At 71.8% G+C, this 19083-nt stretch carries 19 protein-coding genes; all 19 read left to right on the forward strand.

From position 1 onward, the window contains the following. Positions 1-5: 5 nt before the first annotated feature. On the forward strand, positions 6-554 hold the full coding sequence (locus ACFRFH_RS09825) for a shikimate kinase (RefSeq protein WP_382462834.1): 549 nt from the start codon (positions 6-8) through the stop codon (positions 552-554). Beyond that, the gene (gene aroB / locus ACFRFH_RS09830; RefSeq protein ID WP_382462835.1) at positions 551-1630 is read left to right on the forward strand and encodes a 3-dehydroquinate synthase; all 1080 of its coding nucleotides are present in this window, start codon (positions 551-553) and stop codon (positions 1628-1630) included. The genes ACFRFH_RS09825 and aroB overlap by 4 nt, the downstream gene beginning before the upstream one ends. Further along, positions 1630-2019 carry a hypothetical protein gene (locus ACFRFH_RS09835; protein ID WP_382462836.1) on the forward strand — a complete coding sequence of 130 codons (390 nt, stop codon included), beginning with the start codon at positions 1630-1632 and terminating at the stop codon, positions 2017-2019. Before aroB ends, ACFRFH_RS09835 begins: the two co-directional genes overlap by 1 nt. A gap of 5 nt (positions 2020-2024) precedes the next feature. Then, a complete protein-coding gene (locus ACFRFH_RS09840) occupies positions 2025-2462 on the forward strand; it encodes a type II 3-dehydroquinate dehydratase (protein ID WP_382462837.1) in 438 nt (145 codons plus the stop codon). Positions 2463-2562: 100 nt separating this feature from the next. Continuing rightward, a complete protein-coding gene (efp, locus tag ACFRFH_RS09845; protein WP_382459918.1) occupies positions 2563-3126 on the forward strand; it encodes an elongation factor P in 564 nt (187 codons plus the stop codon). Continuing rightward, positions 3126-3548 (forward strand): transcription antitermination factor NusB, encoded by a 423-nt coding sequence (gene nusB / locus ACFRFH_RS09850; RefSeq protein WP_208039424.1) that lies wholly within the window; start codon positions 3126-3128, stop codon positions 3546-3548. The genes efp and nusB overlap by 1 nt, the downstream gene beginning before the upstream one ends. After that, a complete protein-coding gene (locus ACFRFH_RS09855) occupies positions 3545-4261 on the forward strand; it encodes a DsbA family protein (protein WP_382462838.1) in 717 nt (238 codons plus the stop codon). The genes nusB and ACFRFH_RS09855 overlap by 4 nt, the downstream gene beginning before the upstream one ends. A 77-nt stretch (positions 4262-4338) precedes the next feature. Continuing rightward, positions 4339-4908 (forward strand): bifunctional pyr operon transcriptional regulator/uracil phosphoribosyltransferase PyrR, encoded by a 570-nt coding sequence (pyrR, locus tag ACFRFH_RS09860; RefSeq protein WP_382462839.1) that lies wholly within the window; start codon positions 4339-4341, stop codon positions 4906-4908. Next, positions 4905-5897 carry an aspartate carbamoyltransferase catalytic subunit gene (locus tag ACFRFH_RS09865; protein WP_382462840.1) on the forward strand — a complete coding sequence of 331 codons (993 nt, stop codon included), beginning with the start codon at positions 4905-4907 and terminating at the stop codon, positions 5895-5897. Before pyrR ends, ACFRFH_RS09865 begins: the two co-directional genes overlap by 4 nt. Continuing rightward, the gene (locus ACFRFH_RS09870) at positions 5894-7222 is read left to right on the forward strand and encodes a dihydroorotase (protein ID WP_382462841.1); all 1329 of its coding nucleotides are present in this window, start codon (positions 5894-5896) and stop codon (positions 7220-7222) included. The genes ACFRFH_RS09865 and ACFRFH_RS09870 overlap by 4 nt, the downstream gene beginning before the upstream one ends. Continuing rightward, on the forward strand, positions 7215-7739 hold the full coding sequence (locus tag ACFRFH_RS09875) for a hypothetical protein (protein ID WP_382462842.1): 525 nt from the start codon (positions 7215-7217) through the stop codon (positions 7737-7739). The genes ACFRFH_RS09870 and ACFRFH_RS09875 overlap by 8 nt, the downstream gene beginning before the upstream one ends. Position 7740: 1 nt before the next feature. Beyond that, on the forward strand, positions 7741-8910 hold the full coding sequence (carA, locus tag ACFRFH_RS09880; protein ID WP_382462843.1) for a glutamine-hydrolyzing carbamoyl-phosphate synthase small subunit: 1170 nt from the start codon (positions 7741-7743) through the stop codon (positions 8908-8910). Continuing rightward, the gene (carB, locus tag ACFRFH_RS09885; protein WP_382462844.1) at positions 8910-12191 is read left to right on the forward strand and encodes a carbamoyl-phosphate synthase large subunit; all 3282 of its coding nucleotides are present in this window, start codon (positions 8910-8912) and stop codon (positions 12189-12191) included. Before carA ends, carB begins: the two co-directional genes overlap by 1 nt. Beyond that, positions 12188-13060, forward strand: a complete 873-nt coding sequence (pyrF, locus tag ACFRFH_RS09890; protein WP_382462845.1) for an orotidine-5'-phosphate decarboxylase — start codon at positions 12188-12190, stop codon at positions 13058-13060. Before carB ends, pyrF begins: the two co-directional genes overlap by 4 nt. Next, a complete protein-coding gene (gene gmk, locus ACFRFH_RS09895) occupies positions 13053-13985 on the forward strand; it encodes a guanylate kinase (protein WP_382462846.1) in 933 nt (310 codons plus the stop codon). Before pyrF ends, gmk begins: the two co-directional genes overlap by 8 nt. Before the next feature lie 96 nt (positions 13986-14081). Next, the gene (gene rpoZ, locus ACFRFH_RS09900; RefSeq protein ID WP_185277257.1) at positions 14082-14342 is read left to right on the forward strand and encodes a DNA-directed RNA polymerase subunit omega; all 261 of its coding nucleotides are present in this window, start codon (positions 14082-14084) and stop codon (positions 14340-14342) included. A gap of 108 nt (positions 14343-14450) precedes the next feature. Beyond that, positions 14451-15734 (forward strand): bifunctional phosphopantothenoylcysteine decarboxylase/phosphopantothenate synthase, encoded by a 1284-nt coding sequence (locus ACFRFH_RS09905; RefSeq protein WP_382463394.1) that lies wholly within the window; start codon positions 14451-14453, stop codon positions 15732-15734. A gap of 59 nt (positions 15735-15793) precedes the next feature. Beyond that, positions 15794-16987: a methionine adenosyltransferase gene (metK, locus tag ACFRFH_RS09910; RefSeq protein WP_382462847.1), complete on the forward strand. Its 1194-nt coding sequence runs from the start codon at positions 15794-15796 to the stop codon at positions 16985-16987. A gap of 2 nt (positions 16988-16989) precedes the next feature. Then, the gene (locus tag ACFRFH_RS09915; protein ID WP_382462848.1) at positions 16990-19005 is read left to right on the forward strand and encodes a primosomal protein N'; all 2016 of its coding nucleotides are present in this window, start codon (positions 16990-16992) and stop codon (positions 19003-19005) included. The last annotated feature ends 78 nt before the right edge of the window (positions 19006-19083 follow it).

The raw sequence follows: 19083 nt of genomic DNA on the forward strand, positions 1-19083 counted from the left end.
GTCCCGTGACGATCGTCCTGATCGGCCCGCCGGCGGCGGGCAAGACGCGCGTGGGCAAGCGCCTGGCCAAGCGGCTCGGCCTGCCGTTCGCGGACACCGACGCGGTCGTCGTCGCCGGGCACGGCGCCATCGCGGAGATCTTCGCGGAGCACGGTGAGCCGTACTTCCGCGCGCTGGAGCGCGCTGCGGTCGCGGAGGCCGTCGCCCGGCCGGGCATCGTCTCGCTGGGCGGGGGAGCGGTGCTCGACCCGGATACGCAGGCCGACCTGGCCACCACCCGCGTCGTCCTGCTGACCGTGCGCCCCGAGGCCATCGCCGCCCGGATCACCAACCGCAAGCGCCCGCTGGTCACCGACCTGGAGTCGTGGAAGCGACTCGTCGCGGCGCGCACCCCGCTCTACGAGTCGCTCGCGGACTACACCGCGGACACGTCCACCCGGCCGATCGACACCATCGTGGAGGAGATCGCGCGCTGGATCGAAGACGGCGGCATCCCCACCGGCCACGGCCAGAGCACCGAACAAGGCCAGAGCACCGAACTAGGAGAGTCATGACCGACCAGCCCACCGAGATCCTCGTCGCCGGGGCGAGCCCGTACCCGGTCGTCGTCGGCCGCGGCCTCCGGTTCGACCTCGCCGCGCACCTCGGCACCGGGGTGAGCAAGGTGCTCGTCGTCCACCCGCCGACCCTGGGCGCCGCTGCGGCCGAACTGCGCGAGTCGCTGCTCGGGCAGTACGAGGTGCTGCTCGCCGAGGTCCCGGACGCGGAGGCCGCCAAGCGCGTCGAGGTCGCCTCGTTCCTCTGGGGCATCATGGGCCAGGCCGACTTCACCCGCTCCGACGCGGTGATCGGCTTCGGCGGCGGCGCCGTCACCGACCTGGCCGGCTTCGTGGCCGCGACCTGGCTGCGCGGCGTGAAGCTGATCCAGGTGCCCACGACCGTGCTCGGGATGGTGGACGCGGCGGTCGGCGGCAAGACCGGCATCAACACCGCCGAGGGCAAGAACCTGGTCGGCGCCTTCTACGCTCCCGCCGCCGTGGTCTGCGACCTCGACACGCTCACCTCCCTCGGGCGCAACGAACTGCTCGCGGGCTTCGCCGAGGTCGTCAAGTACGGCTTCATCGCCGAGCCGGAGATCCTGGACATCATCGAGCGGGACGTGGACGTCGCCACCGACCCGGAGTCGCCGGAGTTCCGCCGCCTGGTCGAGCTGTCGATCGGGATCAAGGCGCGCGTGGTCGGGGAGGACTTCACCGAGCAGGGCCTGCGCGAGATCCTCAACTACGGGCACACGCTCGGCCACGCGATCGAGCACGCCGAGCGCTACCAGTGGCGGCACGGCGCGGCGGTCTCCGTCGGGATGGTCTACGCCGCCGAGCTCGGCCGGCTGAGCGGGCGGCTGAGCGACGAGGCCGTGGACCGGCACCGCCGCATCCTGGAGTCGCTCACGCTGCCGACCAGCTACCCGCTCGGCCGCTGGCAGACGCTGCTGGCGAGCATGCAGCGCGACAAGAAGGCGCGCGGCAGCCTGCTGCGATTCATCGTGCTCGACGACATCGGCCGGCCGACCGTCCTCGCCGGTCCGGACCAGAGCCTGCTGTTCGCCGCCTACCAGGAGGTGGGGTCCTGATGGCCAAGACGATCGCGCAGAAGCTGCTCCTGAGCGACGGCGACGCCCTGAGCCTCGTGGGCGCGGGCCCCGACGAGCGCGCCGTGCTCGGCCCGCTGCCGGACGGCGTGACGGAGGTCGCGCCCGCCGAGGCCGCCGTCGCCGTGACGTTCGTGCGCACCCGCGACGAGCTGATGTCGCAGTTCCGGACCGAGCTGCCCGCGCTCTTCGGCGCCCGCGCCGTCTGGTTCCTGTACCCGAAGGGCGGCAGGGCCGACTTCAACCGCGACACCTTCATCCGCGAGGCCGGCGCGTTCGGCTGGCGGCCGATCAGCAACGTGGCCGTGGACGACGTCTGGTCGGCGGTGCGCGTCCGTCCACTCACCGACGGCGAGGCGCCGGTAGGGTGAGCGGCATGACTTCCGTCCTCGTCCTGAACGGTCCCAACCTCGGCCGGCTCGGCACCCGCGAGCCGGACGTGTACGGCGCCGGGACGCTCGACGACCTGCGCGCCCAGCTGGCCTCCGACGCCCCCGGGCTGGACATCGACCTCCGCCAGACCGACGTCGAGGGGGAGCTGCTGGGCTGGCTGCACGAAGCCGCCGACACCGGCGCCCCGGTCATCCTCAACGCGGGCGCGTGGACGCACTACTCGTACGCGCTGCGCGACGCGGTCTCCCTGGTGACGAAGGCCGGCGGCACCGTCGTCGAGGTGCACCTGTCGAACCCGCACGCCCGCGAGGAGTTCCGGCACACCAGCGTCATCAGCGCGGTCTCCACCGGCGTCATCGCCGGGTTCGGCTTCGAGTCGTACCGCCTCGCTCTGGCGTTCATTCGCCGAAACGCGCGCTGACGTCTAGAATCTTCTGGGGCTCCGTACGCCGGGGCCCGTCGTGGACGGCGAGGGGCGCCGCTACCACCCGTAACTTCCGCAAACCGAATGGAACTCCCGCATGGCATCGACCGCTGACATCAAGAACGGCATCGTCCTCAACATCGACGGACAGCTCTGGAGCGTCATCGAGTTCCAGCACGTCAAGCCGGGCAAGGGTGGAGCGTTCGTCCGCACGAAGCTGAAGAACGTCACGACCGGCAAGACCGTCGACCGCACCTACAACGCGGGCGCGAAGATCGACATCACCAACGTCGACCGCCGCGAGTACCAGTACCTGTACCAGGACGGCGCCGACTTCGTCTTCATGGACACCAGCGACTACGACCAGCTCACCATCACCGGCCCGGTCGTCGGCGACGCCGCCAACTTCATGCTGGAGAACCAGAACGTCACCGTCGCGCTGCACGAGGGCTCGCCGCTCTACGTCGAGCTCCCGGCCTCCGTCGTGCTGGAGATCACCTACACCGAGCCGGGCCTGCAGGGCGACCGCTCCACCGGCGGCACCAAGCCGGCGACCGTTCAGACCGGCTACCAGATCCAGGTCCCGCTGTTCCTGGAGACCGGCACCAAGGTCAAGGTCGACACCCGCACCGGTGACTACCTCGGTCGCGTCAACGACTAGTGAGCGCCCGGACCAAGGCGCGCAAGCGCGCCCTCGATGTGCTGTTCAGCGCCGACCTGCGGCAGCTGACCCTGCCGCAGGCCCTGGCGGCCGAGGCGGAGCGCGCGGCCAACGAGCCGACGCGTGAGGCCTCCTGGCTGTACGCGCGCGAGATCGTGGACGGCGTGATCGACCACCAGGACGAGATCGACGAGCAGATCGAGACGTACGCCCAGGGCTGGACCCTGGCGCGGATGCCCGCCGTCGACCGCGCCATCCTGCGCATCGGCGTCTGGGAGCTGTTGTTCAACGACGAGGTGCCGGACGGCGTCGCGATCTCGGAGGCCGTCGAGGCGGCGACCGTGCTGTCGACGGACGACTCGGCCGGCTTCGTGAACGGCCTGCTGGCCAAGATCGCGCAGAACCGCCCGCAGCGCGCATGACCGCGCCGGGCCGGCTGCGCCGGATCGCCGCCGCAGGGGTGCTCGCGGTCGCGGTGACCGCGGGCGTCGCGTCCTGTTCGCTGCTCGGCGGCAACTCGAACGTCCCGGTCGCGACGGCCAAGCCGGCGACCGGCACGGACGGCGCTGCGAACTTCGACGGGGGCTACGTCTCCGCGGGGTCGGGCGCGAAGAAGGTCGACGTCTGGTTCGACCCGATGTGCCCGGTCTGCGGCGCGTTCGAGAAGTCGAACGGCACGACGCTGGCCAACGCCGTCACGGACGGCTCGATCACGCTCCGCCTTCACCCGCTGACCTTCCTGGACCGCTCGTCGAACGGCACCGGGTACTCCACCCGGGCGTCGGCTGCGCTGGTCTGCGTCGCCGTGCACGACCGGAATCGCACGCTCGACTACTACCAGGCGCTCTACGCGAACCAGCCGGAGGAGAACTCCAACGGTCTGACCGACAAGCAGCTCGCCAAGCTCGCGACCGACCGCGGCATCGCCGACATCTCGGGCTGCATCGACCGCAGCGGGCCGTACCAGGCCTGGGCGCAGGCGAACACGGCACAGTCGCAGACCGGGCCGATCAGGGTCGACGGCAAGAAGGTCCTCGACAACATCCAGGGCACGCCGACCGTGATCGTGAACGGCAAGCAGTACACCGGCTCGATCAGCGACGAGAAGGCGTTCGCGAGCTTCCTCGGCCGGTGAGCGGCGCCGGGCCTGCTAGGCTCGATCCAATTGGCATCCTTTAACAGCCGTCCTGTGAGGCGGGGAAGGAGGTCGGCATGACAGCGCGCACCGTGCTGCAACAGGCTGACATCGCCCGGGCGTTGACTCGGATCTCCCACGAGATCCTGGAGTCCAACCGGGGAACGAACGACCTGGTGATCCTGGGCATCCCGACGCGCGGCGTCGTGCTGGCCCGGCGGATCGCCGCGAACATCCAGCGGATCGAGCCGGACTCGGTCGCGTCGCCCGACGACATCGTCGGCTCCCTCGACGTGACGATGTACCGCGACGACCTGTCCCGGAATCCCACCCGGGCTCCGCAGCCGACCTCGCTGCCGGGGTCGATCGACGGGCGGACCGTCGTCCTGGTGGACGATGTGCTCTTCTCCGGCCGCACCATCCGGGCCGCGCTCGACGCGCTCAGCGATCTCGGGAGGCCCCGGGCAGTCCGGCTCGCCGTGCTGGTCGACCGCGGGCACCGCGAGCTGCCGATCCGGGCGGACTTCGTGGGCAAGAACCTGCCGTCGGCCGCCTCCGAGCGCATCTTCGTGCGGCTGGACGAGGTCGACGGCGAGGAATCGGTGACCATCGAGGAGTCGGCGACCATCGAGGAGGCCGGAGCATGAGGCACCTGCTCAGCACCAAGACCCTGTCCCGCGACGAAGCGATCACCCTGCTCGACGTCGCCGAAGACATGGCGGACGTGCAGGACCGCGAGGTCAAGAAGCTGCCGACCCTGCGCGGCAAGACGGTCGTCAACCTCTTCTTCGAGGACTCCACCCGCACGCGCATCTCGTTCGAGGCGGCGGCGAAGCGGCTCTCGGCGGACGTCATCAACTTCTCCGCCAAGGGCTCCAGCGTCTCCAAGGGCGAGAGCCTGAAGGACACCGCGCAGACGCTCGCGGCGATGGGCGCGGACGCGGTGGTCGTGCGGCACAGCGCCTCCGGTGCCCCGCAGACGCTCGCGACCAGCGGCTGGATCGACGCGGGCGTGCTCAACGCCGGCGACGGCACCCACGAGCACCCGACCCAGGCGCTGCTCGACGCCTTCACGATGCGGCGCCGCCTGCACGGCCGCGCTTCGCGTGGACACGACCTCGACGGCGTGACCGTGACGATCGTCGGCGACATCCTGCACTCCCGCGTCGCCCGCTCCAACGTCTGGCTGCTTCAGACGCTCGGCGCCCAGGTGACGCTGGTCGCGCCGCCGACCCTGTTGCCGGTCGACGTGTCGAGCTGGCCGGCCACGATCGGCTACGACCTGGACGCGGCGATCGACGCGCAGCCGGACGTCGTGATGATGCTGCGCATCCAGGGCGAGCGGATGCACGCCGCATACTTCCCCTCCGAGCGCGAGTACGCGCGGCGCTGGGGGCTGGACGACGAACGGCTGGGCCGGCTCGGGGCCGATAGCATTGTGATGCACCCGGGACCGATGAACCGCGGGCTGGAGATCTCGGCGGCCGCCGCCGACTCGCCGCGGTCGACGGTGCGGGAGCAGGTCGCCAACGGTGTGTCCGTGCGAATGGCGGCACTGTATCTGCTGCTCTCCGGTGGCGACGGACCCAAGGATGGACACAGGGACGGCCAGCAGACGAATGACGGTGTGCGATGAGTGAGAGCGTGATGACCCAGAAGTACCTGATCCGCGGCGCGACTCTGGCCGATGGCGCCCGCACCGACCTTCTGCTCTCCGACGGGCGGATCGCCGCGACCGGCTCGGACGCCCAGGTCTCGGGCGCGACCGTGATCGACGCGGACGGCCTGATCGCCCTCCCTGGACTGGTCGACCTGCACACGCACCTGCGCGAGCCCGGCTACGAGCAGAGCGAGACGGTCCTGACCGGCACGCGCGCCGCCGCGGCGGGAGGCTTCACCGCCGTCTTCCCGATGGCGAACACCTCCCCGGTCGCCGACACTGCCGGCGTCGTGGAGCAGGTGCTCCGGCTCGGCGAGGCCGCGGGCTACGCGACCGTCCAGCCGATCGGTGCCGTGACCGTCGGGCTCGCGGGGGAGCGGCTCGCCGAGCTCGGCGCGATGGCCGACTCCCGCGCCAAGGTGCGGGTCTTCTCCGACGACGGCAAGTGCGTCTCCGACCCGCTGCTGATGCGCCGCGCGCTGGAGTACGTCAAGGCGTTCGGCGGCGTGATCGCCCAGCACGCGCAGGAGCCGCGGCTCACCGAGGGCGCCCAGATGAACGAGGGCGCGCTGTCCGGCGAGCTGGGCCTGACCGGCTGGCCGGCCGTCGCCGAGGAGTCGATCATCGCCCGGGACGTGCTCCTCGCCGAGCACGTCGGCTCGCGCCTGCATGTCTGCCATGTCTCGACCGCCGGCTCGGTGGACGTCATCCGCTGGGCGAAGGCGCGCGGCGTCGACGTCACGGCCGAGGTCACGCCGCACCACCTGCTGCTGACCGAGGAGCTCGCCTCCGGCTACGACGCGCGCTACAAGGTCAACCCGCCGCTGCGCCGCGCGGAGGACGTGGAGGCGCTGCGCGCGGGCCTCGCGGACGGGACGATCGACATCGTCGCGACCGACCACGCGCCGCACCCCGTGGAGTCCAAGGACTGCGAGTGGGACGCCGCCGCGTTCGGGATGGTCGGGCTGGAGTCCGCGCTCTCGGTCGTGCAGGCGTCGGTGGTCGACAACGGCCTCCTCGGCTGGACGGACATCGCCCGCGTGCTCTCGGCGGCCCCGGCCAGGATCGGCCGGCTGGACGGCCACGGCCTCCCGCTCGAGACCGGCGCGCCCGCCGAGCTGTTCCTCTACGACCCGACCGCGTCTCGGGAGTTCTCGACCGGCGACCTCGCCGGCAAGGGCGTCAACTCGCCCTACCTGTCGATGACCCTGCCGGGCCGCGTGGTGGCGACCTTCCACCGCGGCTACGCGACCGTGCTCGACGGCACCGTGGTCGAGGAACTGGAGGCGACCCGTGGATAAGCTCCTGCCGACCATCGGCATCCTCCTCGTCGTCATCGTCGTGCTCGCGCTCGCGCTGGTCGGCTGGCGCCGACGCATCCGGCGCGACGCCCCCGCGGGCGGCGGGTACCCGGCGCCCGAGACCCTGGCGGCCCCCACGGCCTCCTCCGAGGTGCTCTACGTCGCCACGACCAAGTCGGGCGAGCCGCTGGAGCGCCTGGCGCTGCCCGGGCTGTCGTACCGCGGCCGGGGCACCATCGAGGTCTCCGGAGACGGTGTGCAGCTCCGCGTCACGGGGGAGCCGCCGGTGTTCATCCCGGCGACGGCGCTCACCGGCGTCGGCGCGGCGACGGTCACCATCGACCGGGTCGTGGAGCGGGACGGCCTGCTCCGGCTCGGCTGGACCACCAGCGGCGGCGCGTCCGCCGACAGCTACTTCCGGGTCGTGGACCCGGCCGGGCGCGGTCTGCTGACCGCGGCCGTCGAAGACATCCTCCCGGGCGATTCGCCCGCGGACACGAACGAAAGCGAGGTGTGACGTGGCCGCAGCAGAACCTGCCGTGCTCGTCCTCGAAGACGGGAAGCGCTACGTGGGCCGGGCCTACGGCGCCCGCGGGCGGACGCTCGGCGAGGCGGTCTTCGCCACCGGGATGACCGGCTACCAGGAGACCCTGACCGACCCGTCGTACGCGGGCCAGATCGTCCTGATGACGGCGCCGCACATCGGCAACACCGGCACGAACGACGAGGACATGGAGTCCCGCCGGATCTGGGTGGACGGCTTCGTCGTCCGCGAGCCCAGCCGGGTCGTCTCCAACTTCCGCGCCCAGCGCAGCCTGGACGACGACCTCGTCGAGCAGGGTGTCGTCGGCATCAGCGGCATCGACACCCGCGCCGTCACCCGGCACATCCGCTCGGCGGGCGCCATGCGCTCCGGGATCTTCTCCGGCGACGACTTCGGGCTGAGCGACTCCGAGCAGCTCGAGCTCGTGCTCTCCGGCGCGAAGATGTCCGGCCGCAACCTGTCGGCCGAGGTCTCCACCGTCGAGCCGTACACGGTCCCCGCGGTCGGCGAGCGCGTCGGCTCGGTCGCGGTCCTCGACCTCGGCGTCAAGAAGTCCACGCTCGACAACCTCGCCGCGCGCGGGCTGGACGTCCACGTCCTCCCGCAGCAGGTCACCGCTGAGCACGTCCTCAGCCTGAACCCGTCCGCGCTGTTCTTCTCCAACGGCCCCGGCGACCCGCAGGCCTCGGACAAGCACGTCACGCTCCTCCAGGAGACGCTGCGCGCCGGGCTGCCCTACTTCGGCATCTGCTTCGGCAACCAGCTCCTCGGCCGCGCGCTCGGCCTCACCACCTACAAGCTGCCGTTCGGCCACCGCGGGATCAACCAGCCGGTGCTCGACAAGCGCACCGGCCGGGTGGAGATCACCGCGCAGAACCACGGCTTCGCGGTCAAGGCGCCGATCGACGAGACCTTCGACTCCCCGGCCGGGTTCGGCCAGGTGGAGGTCAGCCACTTCAGCCTCAACGACAACGTCGTGGAGGGCCTGAACTGCCTCGACATCGACGCCTTCAGCGTGCAGTACCACCCGGAGGCGGCGGCGGGCCCGCACGACGCCAACTACCTCTTCGACCGGTTCCTCGACATGATCCACAAGCGCGAGGCCGGCTCCGAGAGCGACACGACCCAGGAAGGCACCGACTGATGCCCAAGCGCGACGACATCCACTCCGTCCTGGTCATCGGGTCCGGCCCGATCGTCATCGGCCAGGCCTGCGAGTTCGACTACTCGGGCACCCAGGCGTGCCGCGTGCTCAAGCAGGAGGGCGTGCGCGTCATCCTGGTGAACTCCAACCCGGCCACCATCATGACCGACCCGGACTTCGCCGACGCGACCTACGTCGAGCCGATCACCTGGGAGGTCATCGAGACCATCATCGCGAAGGAGAAGCCGGACGCGATCCTGCCGACCCTCGGCGGCCAGACCGCGCTCAACGCGGCCATGCAGCTCCACGAGCACGGCATCCTGGAGAAGTATGGCGTCGAGCTGATCGGCGCGAAGTTCGAGGCGATCCAGAAGGGCGAGGACCGCCAGATCTTCAAGGAGCTCGTGGTCGCCGCCGGCGCGGAGGTCGCGCGCTCGCACATCGCCCACACCGTCGAGGAGGCGCTGGAGTTCGCCGAGGACCTCGGCTACCCGCTCGTGGTCCGCCCCTCGTTCACGATGGGCGGGCTCGGCTCGGGCTTCGCCTATACGCCGGAGGACCTGCGCCGGATCGCCGGCGACGGCATCCACCAGAGCCCGACCAGCGAGGTGCTCCTGGAGGAGTCCATCCTCGGCTGGAAGGAGTACGAGCTCGAGCTGATGCGCGACACCTCCGACAACACGGTGGTCGTCTGCTCGATCGAGAACGTCGACCCGGTCGGCGTGCACACCGGCGACTCGATCACCGTCGCGCCCGCGCTGACGCTGACCGACCGCGAGTACCAGAAGCTGCGCGACATCGGCATCGACATCATCCGCGCGGTGGGCGTCGACACCGGCGGCTGCAACATCCAGTTCGCGGTGGACCCGGAGAACGGCCGGATCATCGTCATCGAGATGAACCCGCGCGTCTCCCGCTCCTCGGCGCTGGCGTCGAAGGCCACCGGCTTCCCGATCGCGAAGATCGCCGCGAAGCTCGCCATCGGCTACCGGCTGGACGAGATCCCCAACGACATCACCAAGGTCACCCCGGCGAGCTTCGAGCCGACGCTGGACTACGTCGTCGTCAAGGTGCCGCGGTTCGCGTTCGAGAAGTTCCCGGCCGCCGACCCGACGCTGACCACCACCATGAAGTCGGTGGGAGAGGCGATGGCGATCGGCCGCAGCTTCACCAGCGCGCTGCAGAAGGCGCTCCGCTCGCTGGAGAAGCGCGGCTCGTCCTTCCACTGGGGCGCGCAGTCCCACACCGTCGAGGAGCTGCTGGAGTCGATCGCGACGCCGACCGACGGCCGGATCGTGGACGTGCAGCAGGCGCTCCGCCTGGGCGCGACGCCCGAGCAGGTCTTCGAGGCGACCAAGATCGACCCCTGGTTCCTCGACCAGATCGTGCTCATCAACGAGGTGGCCGAGCAGATCCGCGACGCCGAGACGCTCGACACCGACACGCTCCGCTACGCGAAGGACCACGGCTTCTCGGACGCCCAGATCGGCGAGCTGCGCGGCTTCGGCGAGGCCGACGTGCGCGAGGTGCGGCACATCCTCGGCGTCCGCCCGGTCTACAAGACGGTCGACACCTGCGCGGGCGAGTTCCCCGCGCTCACGCCGTACCACTACTCCAGCTACGACGAGGAGACGGAGGTCGCCCCGAGCGACACCCGCAAGGTCGTCATCCTCGGCTCCGGCCCCAACCGCATCGGCCAGGGCGTCGAGTTCGACTACTCCTGCGTTCACGCGTCGTTCGCGCTGCACGACGCCGGGTTCGAGACCATCATGATCAACTGCAACCCGGAGACGGTCTCGACCGACTACGACACCTCCGACCGCCTGTACTTCGAGCCGCTGACGCTCGAGGACGTGCTGGAGGTCATCCACGCCGAGTCGCAGTCCGGCGAGCTGGTCGGCGTCGTCGTGCAGCTCGGCGGCCAGACCGCCCTCGGCCTCGCCAAGGGCCTCGAGGCGGCGGGCGTCCCGATCCTCGGCACCACGCCGGAGGCCATCGACCTGGCGGAGGAGCGCGGGCTGTTCGCCGGCATCCTCGAGAACGCCGGGCTGCTGGCCCCGAAGAACGGCACGGCGATCGACTTCCCGAGCGCCGCGCACGCCGCGGAGCAGATCGGCTACCCGGTGCTCGTGCGCCCCAGCTTCGTGCTCGGCGGCCGCGGCATGGAGATCGTCTACGACACCGCCTCGCTCGCGGACTACTTCGAGCGGGTCGCGGGCCAGGGCATCGTCGGGCCGTCGCACCCGCTGCTGGTCGACCGCTTCCTGGACGACGCGATCGAGATCGACGTGGACGCGCTCTACGACGGCGAGCGGCTCTACATCGGCGGCGTCATGGAGCACATCGAGGAGGCCGGCATCCACTCCGGCGACTCGAGCTGCACCCTGCCGCCGATCACGCTGGGCCGCCGCGAGATCGACCGGGTGCGCGAGGCGACGCTGAAGATCGCCGAGGGCATCGGCGTCCGCGGCCTGCTGAACGTGCAGTTCGCGATCGGCGCCGGCGTGCTCTACGTGCTGGAGGCCAACCCGCGCGCGTCGCGCACCGTCCCGTTCGTGTCGAAGGCGCTCGGCATCCCGCTCGCCAAGGCCGCGTCGCGGATCATGGTCGGCGACACCGTCACCGGCCTGATCGAGGAGGGCCTGCTGCCGGAGACCGACGGCTCGGTCATCCCGATGGACTCGCCGGTCGCCGTGAAGGAGGCCGTGCTGCCGTTCAAGCGGTTCCGCACCCGCGAGGGCAAGATCGTCGACTCGGTGCTCGGCCCGGAGATGCGCTCGACCGGCGAGGTCATGGGCATCGACCGCGACTTCCCGACCGCGTTCGCCAAGAGCCAGGCCGCGGCCTACGGCGGCATGCCGCTGGAGGGCACCGTGTTCGTCTCGGTCTCCGACCGCGACAAGCGCGCGATCGTCCTGCCGGTGCTGCGGCTGAAGCAGCTCGGCTACGACATCGTCGCCACCGAGGGCACCGCCGAGGTGCTCAACCGCAACGGCATCGAGGCGCGGATCGTGCGCAAGTTCAGCGAGGCGCCGGAGGAGGACTCGGTCGTCGGGCTCATCACGCGGAACGAGGTGGACGTCGTCATCAACACGCCGAGCGGCCGCTCCGCCCGCGCCGACGGGTACGAGATCCGCGCGGCGGCGGTGGCGGGGGACAAGCCGCTGTTCACGACCATCGCGGAGCTGAGCGCGGCCGTCGCGTCGCTCGACGCGGTGCGCGAGGGCTTCGAGGTGACGTCGCTGCAGGAGTACGCGCTGCAGAGGGCTGCGCGCGCGTGACCGGGTTGCCCTCCGCGCCGTTCGGCGACAGGCTGGCCGCGGCGTTCGACGCGCACGGCCGCCTGTGCGTCGGCATCGACCCGCACCAGGCGCTCCTCGCCGAGTGGGACCTGGAGCTCTCCGCGAAGGGCGCCAGGGAGTTCGGGCTGCGCGTGGTCGACGCCGCCATCGGCCGGGTCGGGATCGTCAAGCCGCAGGTCGCGTTCTTCGAGCTCTACGGGTCGGCGGGGTACGCCGCGCTCGAAGAGGTGATCGGCACCGCCCGCTCGGCCGGCCTGCTGGTGATCGCCGACGCCAAGCGCGGCGACATCGGCACCAGCGTCGCCGCGTACACGGAGTCCTGGTTCAGGCCGGGATCGCCGTTGGAGTCCGACGCTCTGACGGTCTCGGCGTTCCAGGGCGTCGGTTCGCTGGCCGAATCGATGGAGCTGGCGGAGCTCACCAACAAGGGCCTGTTCGTGCTCGCAGCGACCTCCAACCCGGAGGCCGCAGCGGGTCAGCAGGCGGTGCTCCAGGGCGGACCCCGTGCCGGGATGACGGTCGCCCGTGCGATCATCGAAGACGTGCACGCGTTCAACCAGGAGAAGCCTCCGCATCCCTTCGGCACGGTCGGCCTGGTGCTCGGCGCCACCGTCGCGCTCGGGGACTACGGGATCGACACCGCGACCGCCGTCGCGCCTGCCGTGCCGGTGCTCGCGCCCGGGTTCGGCCACCAGGGCGCCCGGGTGGCCGACATGCGCGCGCTCTTCGGCGCGTTCACGCCAGGCGTGATCGTGAGCGAGTCCCGCGGGCTGCTGACAGTCGGCCCCCGCGGGCTGGCCGAAGCCGTGGCCCGTCGCGCCGAGGAGGTGCGCGCCAGCCATGGCTGAGCCGACCACCGCCTCCCGCCGCCCCGCACCGCCGGAGGTCGACCGGACCGCCGCGTCCGCCGCCGCCGTCGCGGCCCGCCGTGCGCGCGCGGCCGTCAAGAACGCCATCGCCTCGCGTGAGGTCTCGCCGCTGGTGGTCCTCGACCACGCGACCGCCGCGCCCGAGGGCGTGGAGGGCCGGCTGCGCGTCACCGAGTTCCTGCTGAGCGTCCCCGCCATCGGCACCACCAAGATGCAGGAAGCGTTGCAGCGGCTGGCCATCTCGCCGGCCAAGCGGCTCGGCGGCCTCGGCCGGCACCAGCGGCTCAAGCTGCGCGAGTACCTGATCGAGCGCGAGAACAGAACCGACCGCCGCCGCAACCAGCTCGTCGTGCTGGCCGGCCCCACCGCCGTCGGCAAGGGCACGGTCTCCACCTACATCCGGGAGAACTACCCGGAGGTGCTGCTGTCGGTCTCCGCGACCACGCGCGCGCCGCGGCCCGGCGAGGTCGACGGCGTCAACTACTACTTCGTCGACGACGCGGAGTTCGACCGGATGATCGAGCAGGGCGAGCTCCTGGAGCACGCCACCGTGCACAACGCGTACCGCTACGGCACGCCGCGCGGGCCGATCGAAGCGGCGCTGGAGCAGGGCAGGAGCGTCCTGCTGGAGATCGACCTCCAGGGCGCCCGCCAGGTGCGCGAGTCGATGCCGGAGGCGCGGCTGATCTTCCTGCTGCCGCCGACCTGGGACGAGCTGGTCAGACGCCTGATCGGGCGCGGCACCGAGGAGGCCGCCGAGCAACAGCGCAGGCTGGAGACCGCGAAGGTGGAACTCGCCGCCCAGGACGAGTTCGATTACCGCGTGGTCAACCACACGGTCGCTGAGGCGGCCCGGGAGGTCGTAGACTTGATGAAGGTCCGCGCGGCGCCGTCGCGCCCGTAGGCCGGAATCGTACGCGCCGGGGACGGCGCTCTACCGCAGTTCCTCCACGTCTCGACACCGCGAGGCGTGGACGCACAACAGAGAGGGTTACCGCACATGGCGACCACCAACAACGGCATCATCGACCCGCCCATCGACGACCTCCTGGCCCGCGTCGAGTCCAAGTACGCGCTGGTCATCTTCGCCTCCAAGCGCGCCCGCCAGATCAACGACTACTACGCCGACCTGCACGAGGGCAGCCTGTTCGACAACGTCGGACCGCTGGTCGACTCCTCCGTCGACGACAAGCCCCTCTCGGTCGCGCTGCACGAGATCAACGAGGACAAGCTCGTCATCAAGCCGCTGGCCGCGGAGTAACTTCCCGGCACCACCGGCAGACAGAGAGCCGCCGACCGAGCGCAAGAGAACGACCACAGCCGGGACCGTGTCCCGCTGGCTGGAGGAGATGCCGCCGTGAGCCCACGATTGACCGTCGTCGTCGGAGTGACCGGCGGCATCGCCGCGTATAAAGCAGTCGGGGTCATCCGCGCGCTGGTGCTCGACGGGCACTCGGTGCACGTCGTGGCGACGGAGGCCGCGCTGCGGTTCGTGGGCCGCCCCACGCTCGAGGCGATCAGCCGGAACCCTGTCGCGACCGACCTCTACGAGGGCGTCGCCGAGGTGCGGCACGTCGCGATCGGCCAGTCCGCCGACCTCATCGTCATCGCCCCGGCGACGGCGAACACCCTGGCGAAGCTCGCCGCCGGCATCGCCGACGACCTGCTCGGCAACACCGTCCTGGCGTCGACGGCCCCGCTCGTGGTCGCCCCGGCGATGCACACCGAGATGTGGCGCAACCCCGCCACGGTCGCCAACGTCGCCACCCTGCGGAGCCGCGGCGTCACCGTCGTGGCCCCGGCCTCCGGCCAGCTCACGGGCGCCGACTCCGGACCCGGCCGCATGGAGGAGCCCGAGGTCATCGTGCGCGCCGCGCTGCGCGCCGCCGGCATCTCGCCGCGCCTGGCCGTCTCCGCGGTGCCGGAGCCGGTCGCGGACGTCGTGGTGCTCTCCGAGCGGCGCCGCGCCAACGAGGCCTCCCGCCGGCCGCGCGGGGGCGTCGACCTCGCGGGCAAGCGCGTCGTCGTGACCGCAGGCGGCACCCGGGAGCCGCTGGACCCGGTGCGCTTCCTCGGCAACCGGTCGAGCGGCCGGCAGGGCGTCGCCGTCGCGGCGGCGGCCCAGGCTCGCGGCGCCGAAGTCGTCCTGATCGCCGCGCACCTGGAGGTCGAGCCGCCGGAGGGCGTCGAGCTGGTCCAGGTGCAGACTGCGCTGGAGCTGCAGGAGGCCGTCACCGAGGCGGCGCGCTCCGCCGACCTGGTCGTGATGACCGCCGCGGTCGCCGACTACCGGCCCGCCGTCATGCGCGACTCCAAGATCAAGAAGTCCGAGGCGGGCCAGACCCTCACGCTCGAACTGGTCGCCAACCCGGACATCCTTGCCGGCCTCTCCGCCGCCAAGCCCGAGGGCCAGGTCGTCGTCGGCTTCGCCGCCGAGACCGAGCCGGACCCGTCGACGCTCATCGAGCTGGGCCGCACCAAGCTCGCCGCCAAGGGCAGCGACTTCCTCGTGCTCAACCAGGTCGGCTGGGAGCAGGGCTTCGCAACGGAGAGCAACGAGGTCGTGGTCCTCCGCAGGGGCGGCGATATAGTGATGGAGGCCTCGGGGAGCAAGCTGTCGGTGGCCGACCGTATCTTGGACGTCGTCGTCTAGTCGTCGACCAGGGCCACGGCATCCCTGGCCGAACCTCCACGCCGCGATCAAGGAGAACAATGGCAGATCTGCGCCTCTTCACGTCGGAGTCGGTCACGGAAGGTCACCCCGACAAGATCTGCGACCAGATCTCCGACAGCATCCTGGACGCGCTGCTCGCGGTGGACCCGCACAGCCGCGTGGCCGTGGAGACGCTGGTCACGACCGGGCTGGTCCACGTCGCGGGCGAGGTGACGACGAACGGCTACGTCGAGATCCCCGCGCTGGTGCGCGAGAAGATCGTCGAGATCGGCTACGACTCCTCCGACGTCAGCTTCGACGGCACCCAGTGCGGCGTGTCCGTCTCCATCGGCGCGCAGTCGCCCGACATCGCCCAGGGCGTCGACAACGCGTTCGAGTCGCGCACCGAGCAGAGCACCGACGACCTCGACCGGCAGGGCGCCGGCGACCAGGGCATCATGTTCGGCTTCGCCACCACCGAGACGCCGCAGTACATGCCGCTGCCGATCTGGCTGGCGCACCGCCTCGCCGAGCGTCTCGCCGCCGTGCGCAAGGACGGCACCCTCGACTACCTGCGGCCGGACGGCAAGACGCAGGTCACGATCGGCTACGAGGGCCACACGCCGCGAACGGTGGAGACCGTCGTGCTCTCGACCCAGCACGCGCCGCACGTCTCCAGCGAGCAGCTGCAGGCCGAGGTCGTGGAGGAGGTCATCGCTCCAGTCATGCACGCCGCCGGGCTGGAGACCGCGCACATCCGCACGCTCATCAACCCGACCGGCCGGTTCGAGATCGGCGGCCCGAAGGGCGACGCCGGGCTCACCGGGCGCAAGATCATCGTCGACACCTACGGCGGCGCCAGCCGGCACGGCGGCGGTGCGTTCTCCGGCAAGGACCCGTCGAAGGTCGACCGCTCGGCCGCGTACGCGATGCGCTGGGTCGCGAAGAACGCCGTCGCGGCGGGCCTCGCCGAGCGGCTCGAGGTGCAGATCGCGTACGCGATCGGCAAGGCCGCCCCGGTCGGGCTCTACGTGGAGTCGTTCGGCACCGGCACCGTCTCGGACGAGCAGATCATCCGCGCCATCCGCGAGGTGTTCGACCTGCGCCCCGCCGCGATCGTGCGCGACCTCGACCTGCTCCGGCCGATCTACGCGCAGACGGCGACCTATGGCCACTTCGGCCGTGACCTCCCCGACTTCACCTGGGAGCGGCTGGACCGCGTCGACGACCTGCGCTCCGCCGCGGGGCTGTAGCCGTGCCGGCGGCCGCCACGGTCGCCCGTGTGGCCCTGGACTCGCCGCTCCCGCAGCTCGACCATCTGTTCGACTACAGCGTGCCGGACGAGCTCGCGGAGCAGGCGGTCCCCGGCGTGCGCGTGCGCGTACCGCTGCGCTCGGCTGGGCGGGTGGCCGACGGGTACCTGGTCGAGCTCGCCGAACCCGATGAAGCCTTCTCCGGCACGCTGAGCCCGCTGGAGGCCGTGGTGTCGCCCGTGCCGGTGCTCACCGAGCCGGTGTGGCGGCTCGCCCGCCGGCTCGCCGACCGCAGCGCGGGGACGGCGAGCGACATCCTTCGGCTCGCCGTGCCGCCGCGCATGGTGCGCGTGGAGAAGGCGTGGCTGGCGGCGCGCGAGGCGGGCGCTGCCGCTCCCGCTTCCGTTTCCGCGCCTGGCGGGGCGCAGCCTGCGGCGTTCCCGGTGCGCGGCTACGTCGCCGGCGCGCTGGAGGCCGCGGTCGCGGCGGGGGAGCGCATCGCACTGCGGCCGATCCCGCGGCTGAGCAGGCTCCCGGACGGCACCTGGGTCGGGGAGTGGGCGGTCACGCTCGCGGCGCTCGCGACCGCCACCTGGCGGGCGGGCAGCACCGCCATCGTCGCCGTGCCCGACCACCGCGACCTGGAGCAGCTCGCGGCCGCGCTGGCGGCGATCGCCCCGGCGTCCGCGGTGGTGCGCGCCGACGCCTCCCAGTCGAACCCGGAGCGGTACAAGGGCTTCCTCGCCGCGCTCTCCGGCCCGCGCATCGTCATCGGCAACCGCTCGGTGGTCTACGCTCCCGCCGCCCGGCTCGGCCTCGTCGCCGTGTGGGAGGACAGCGACCCGCTGTTCGCCGAGCCGCTCAGCCCGTATGTGCACGCGCGCGACGCCGCGCTCGTCCGGCAGGAGCTGGAGGGCGGAGCGCTCGTGCTGAGCGGGTTGGTCCGCAGCGTCGAGGCGCAGCGGCTGGTCGACCTCGGCTGGCTGCGCGACCTCGGGCCGGAGCGCGCGTACACGGGCAAGGTCGTGCTGACCGCGAACCAGAGCGCCGACGAGCCGGCCGCCCGCGCCGCGCGCATCCCGTCGTCCGCGTGGCGGGCCGCCAGGGAGGCGCTGAGCGGCGAGAGCGGGAGGCCGCCCGGCCCCGTGCTCGTGCAGGTCGCCCGCCCGGGCTACCTGCCGGTGCTGTCGTGCGCGAACTGCGGTCAGGCGGCGCGCTGCGCCCGCTGCACCGGGCCGCTCGGGCAGCGTCGGGCGGGGGCGACGCCGTCCTGCGGCGTGTGCGGCGCGCTGGCCACCGACTGGCACTGCACGCGCTGCGAGCAGACCAAGCTGCGGATGGTGACGGCAGGTTCCGGCCGGACGGCGGAGGAGCTGGGTCGCGCCTTCCCCGGCACGCGCGTGATCCTCGCGGACGGCGACCACCCGGTGCAGCGCGTCGGCTCCGCCCCTGCGCTCGTGGTCGCCACCCGCGGCGCCGAGCCGATCGCCGAGGGCGGCTACCAGGCGGTGCTGCTGCTCGACGGCGAGCGGATGCTGGCCAGGGAGAACCTGCACGTCGCCGAGGACTGCCTGCGCTGGTGGACGAGCGCTGCCGTGCTGGCCGCCGCCGCTGCACCGACTGTGCTGGTCGGCGTCTCCGGCGACCTCGCCCGCGACTTCGCGACCGGCCGCCTGGTCGACTTCGCCCGCGAGGAGCTGGCGGACCGCCGCCAGCTCCGGTTCCCGCCCGCCGTGCGGCTGGCCTCGGTGACCGGGGCGGCCGAGTCGGTCGACGGCGTGCTGAAGGCGGTCGACCCCGAGTTGCTGGTCGACGTGCTCGGCCCGGCGGAGGTCGACGAGAAGACGGTCAGGGCCATCCTGCGCTTCGAGTACGCGAAGGGCGCCGACGTGGCCGCGGCCGTGCGCGCGACGGTCGTCCGCAACGCGACGCAGCGCCGCCGGGCTCCGGGAGGCCGCCCCGGCTACCGCCCCGCCCCCACCCTCCGCGTCCGCTTCGACGACCCCGAAATCCTCTAACCCCCACCGCCGAGGGGCCCCGAAAAGCCCCAAAAAACCAGTTTTAGGGGCGGTAAAGAGCCCCGCCGCGGCACCGGC

The organism is Leifsonia sp. NPDC056824 (assembly GCF_042789575.1).
Classification (GTDB): domain Bacteria; phylum Actinomycetota; class Actinomycetes; order Actinomycetales; family Microbacteriaceae; genus Leifsonia.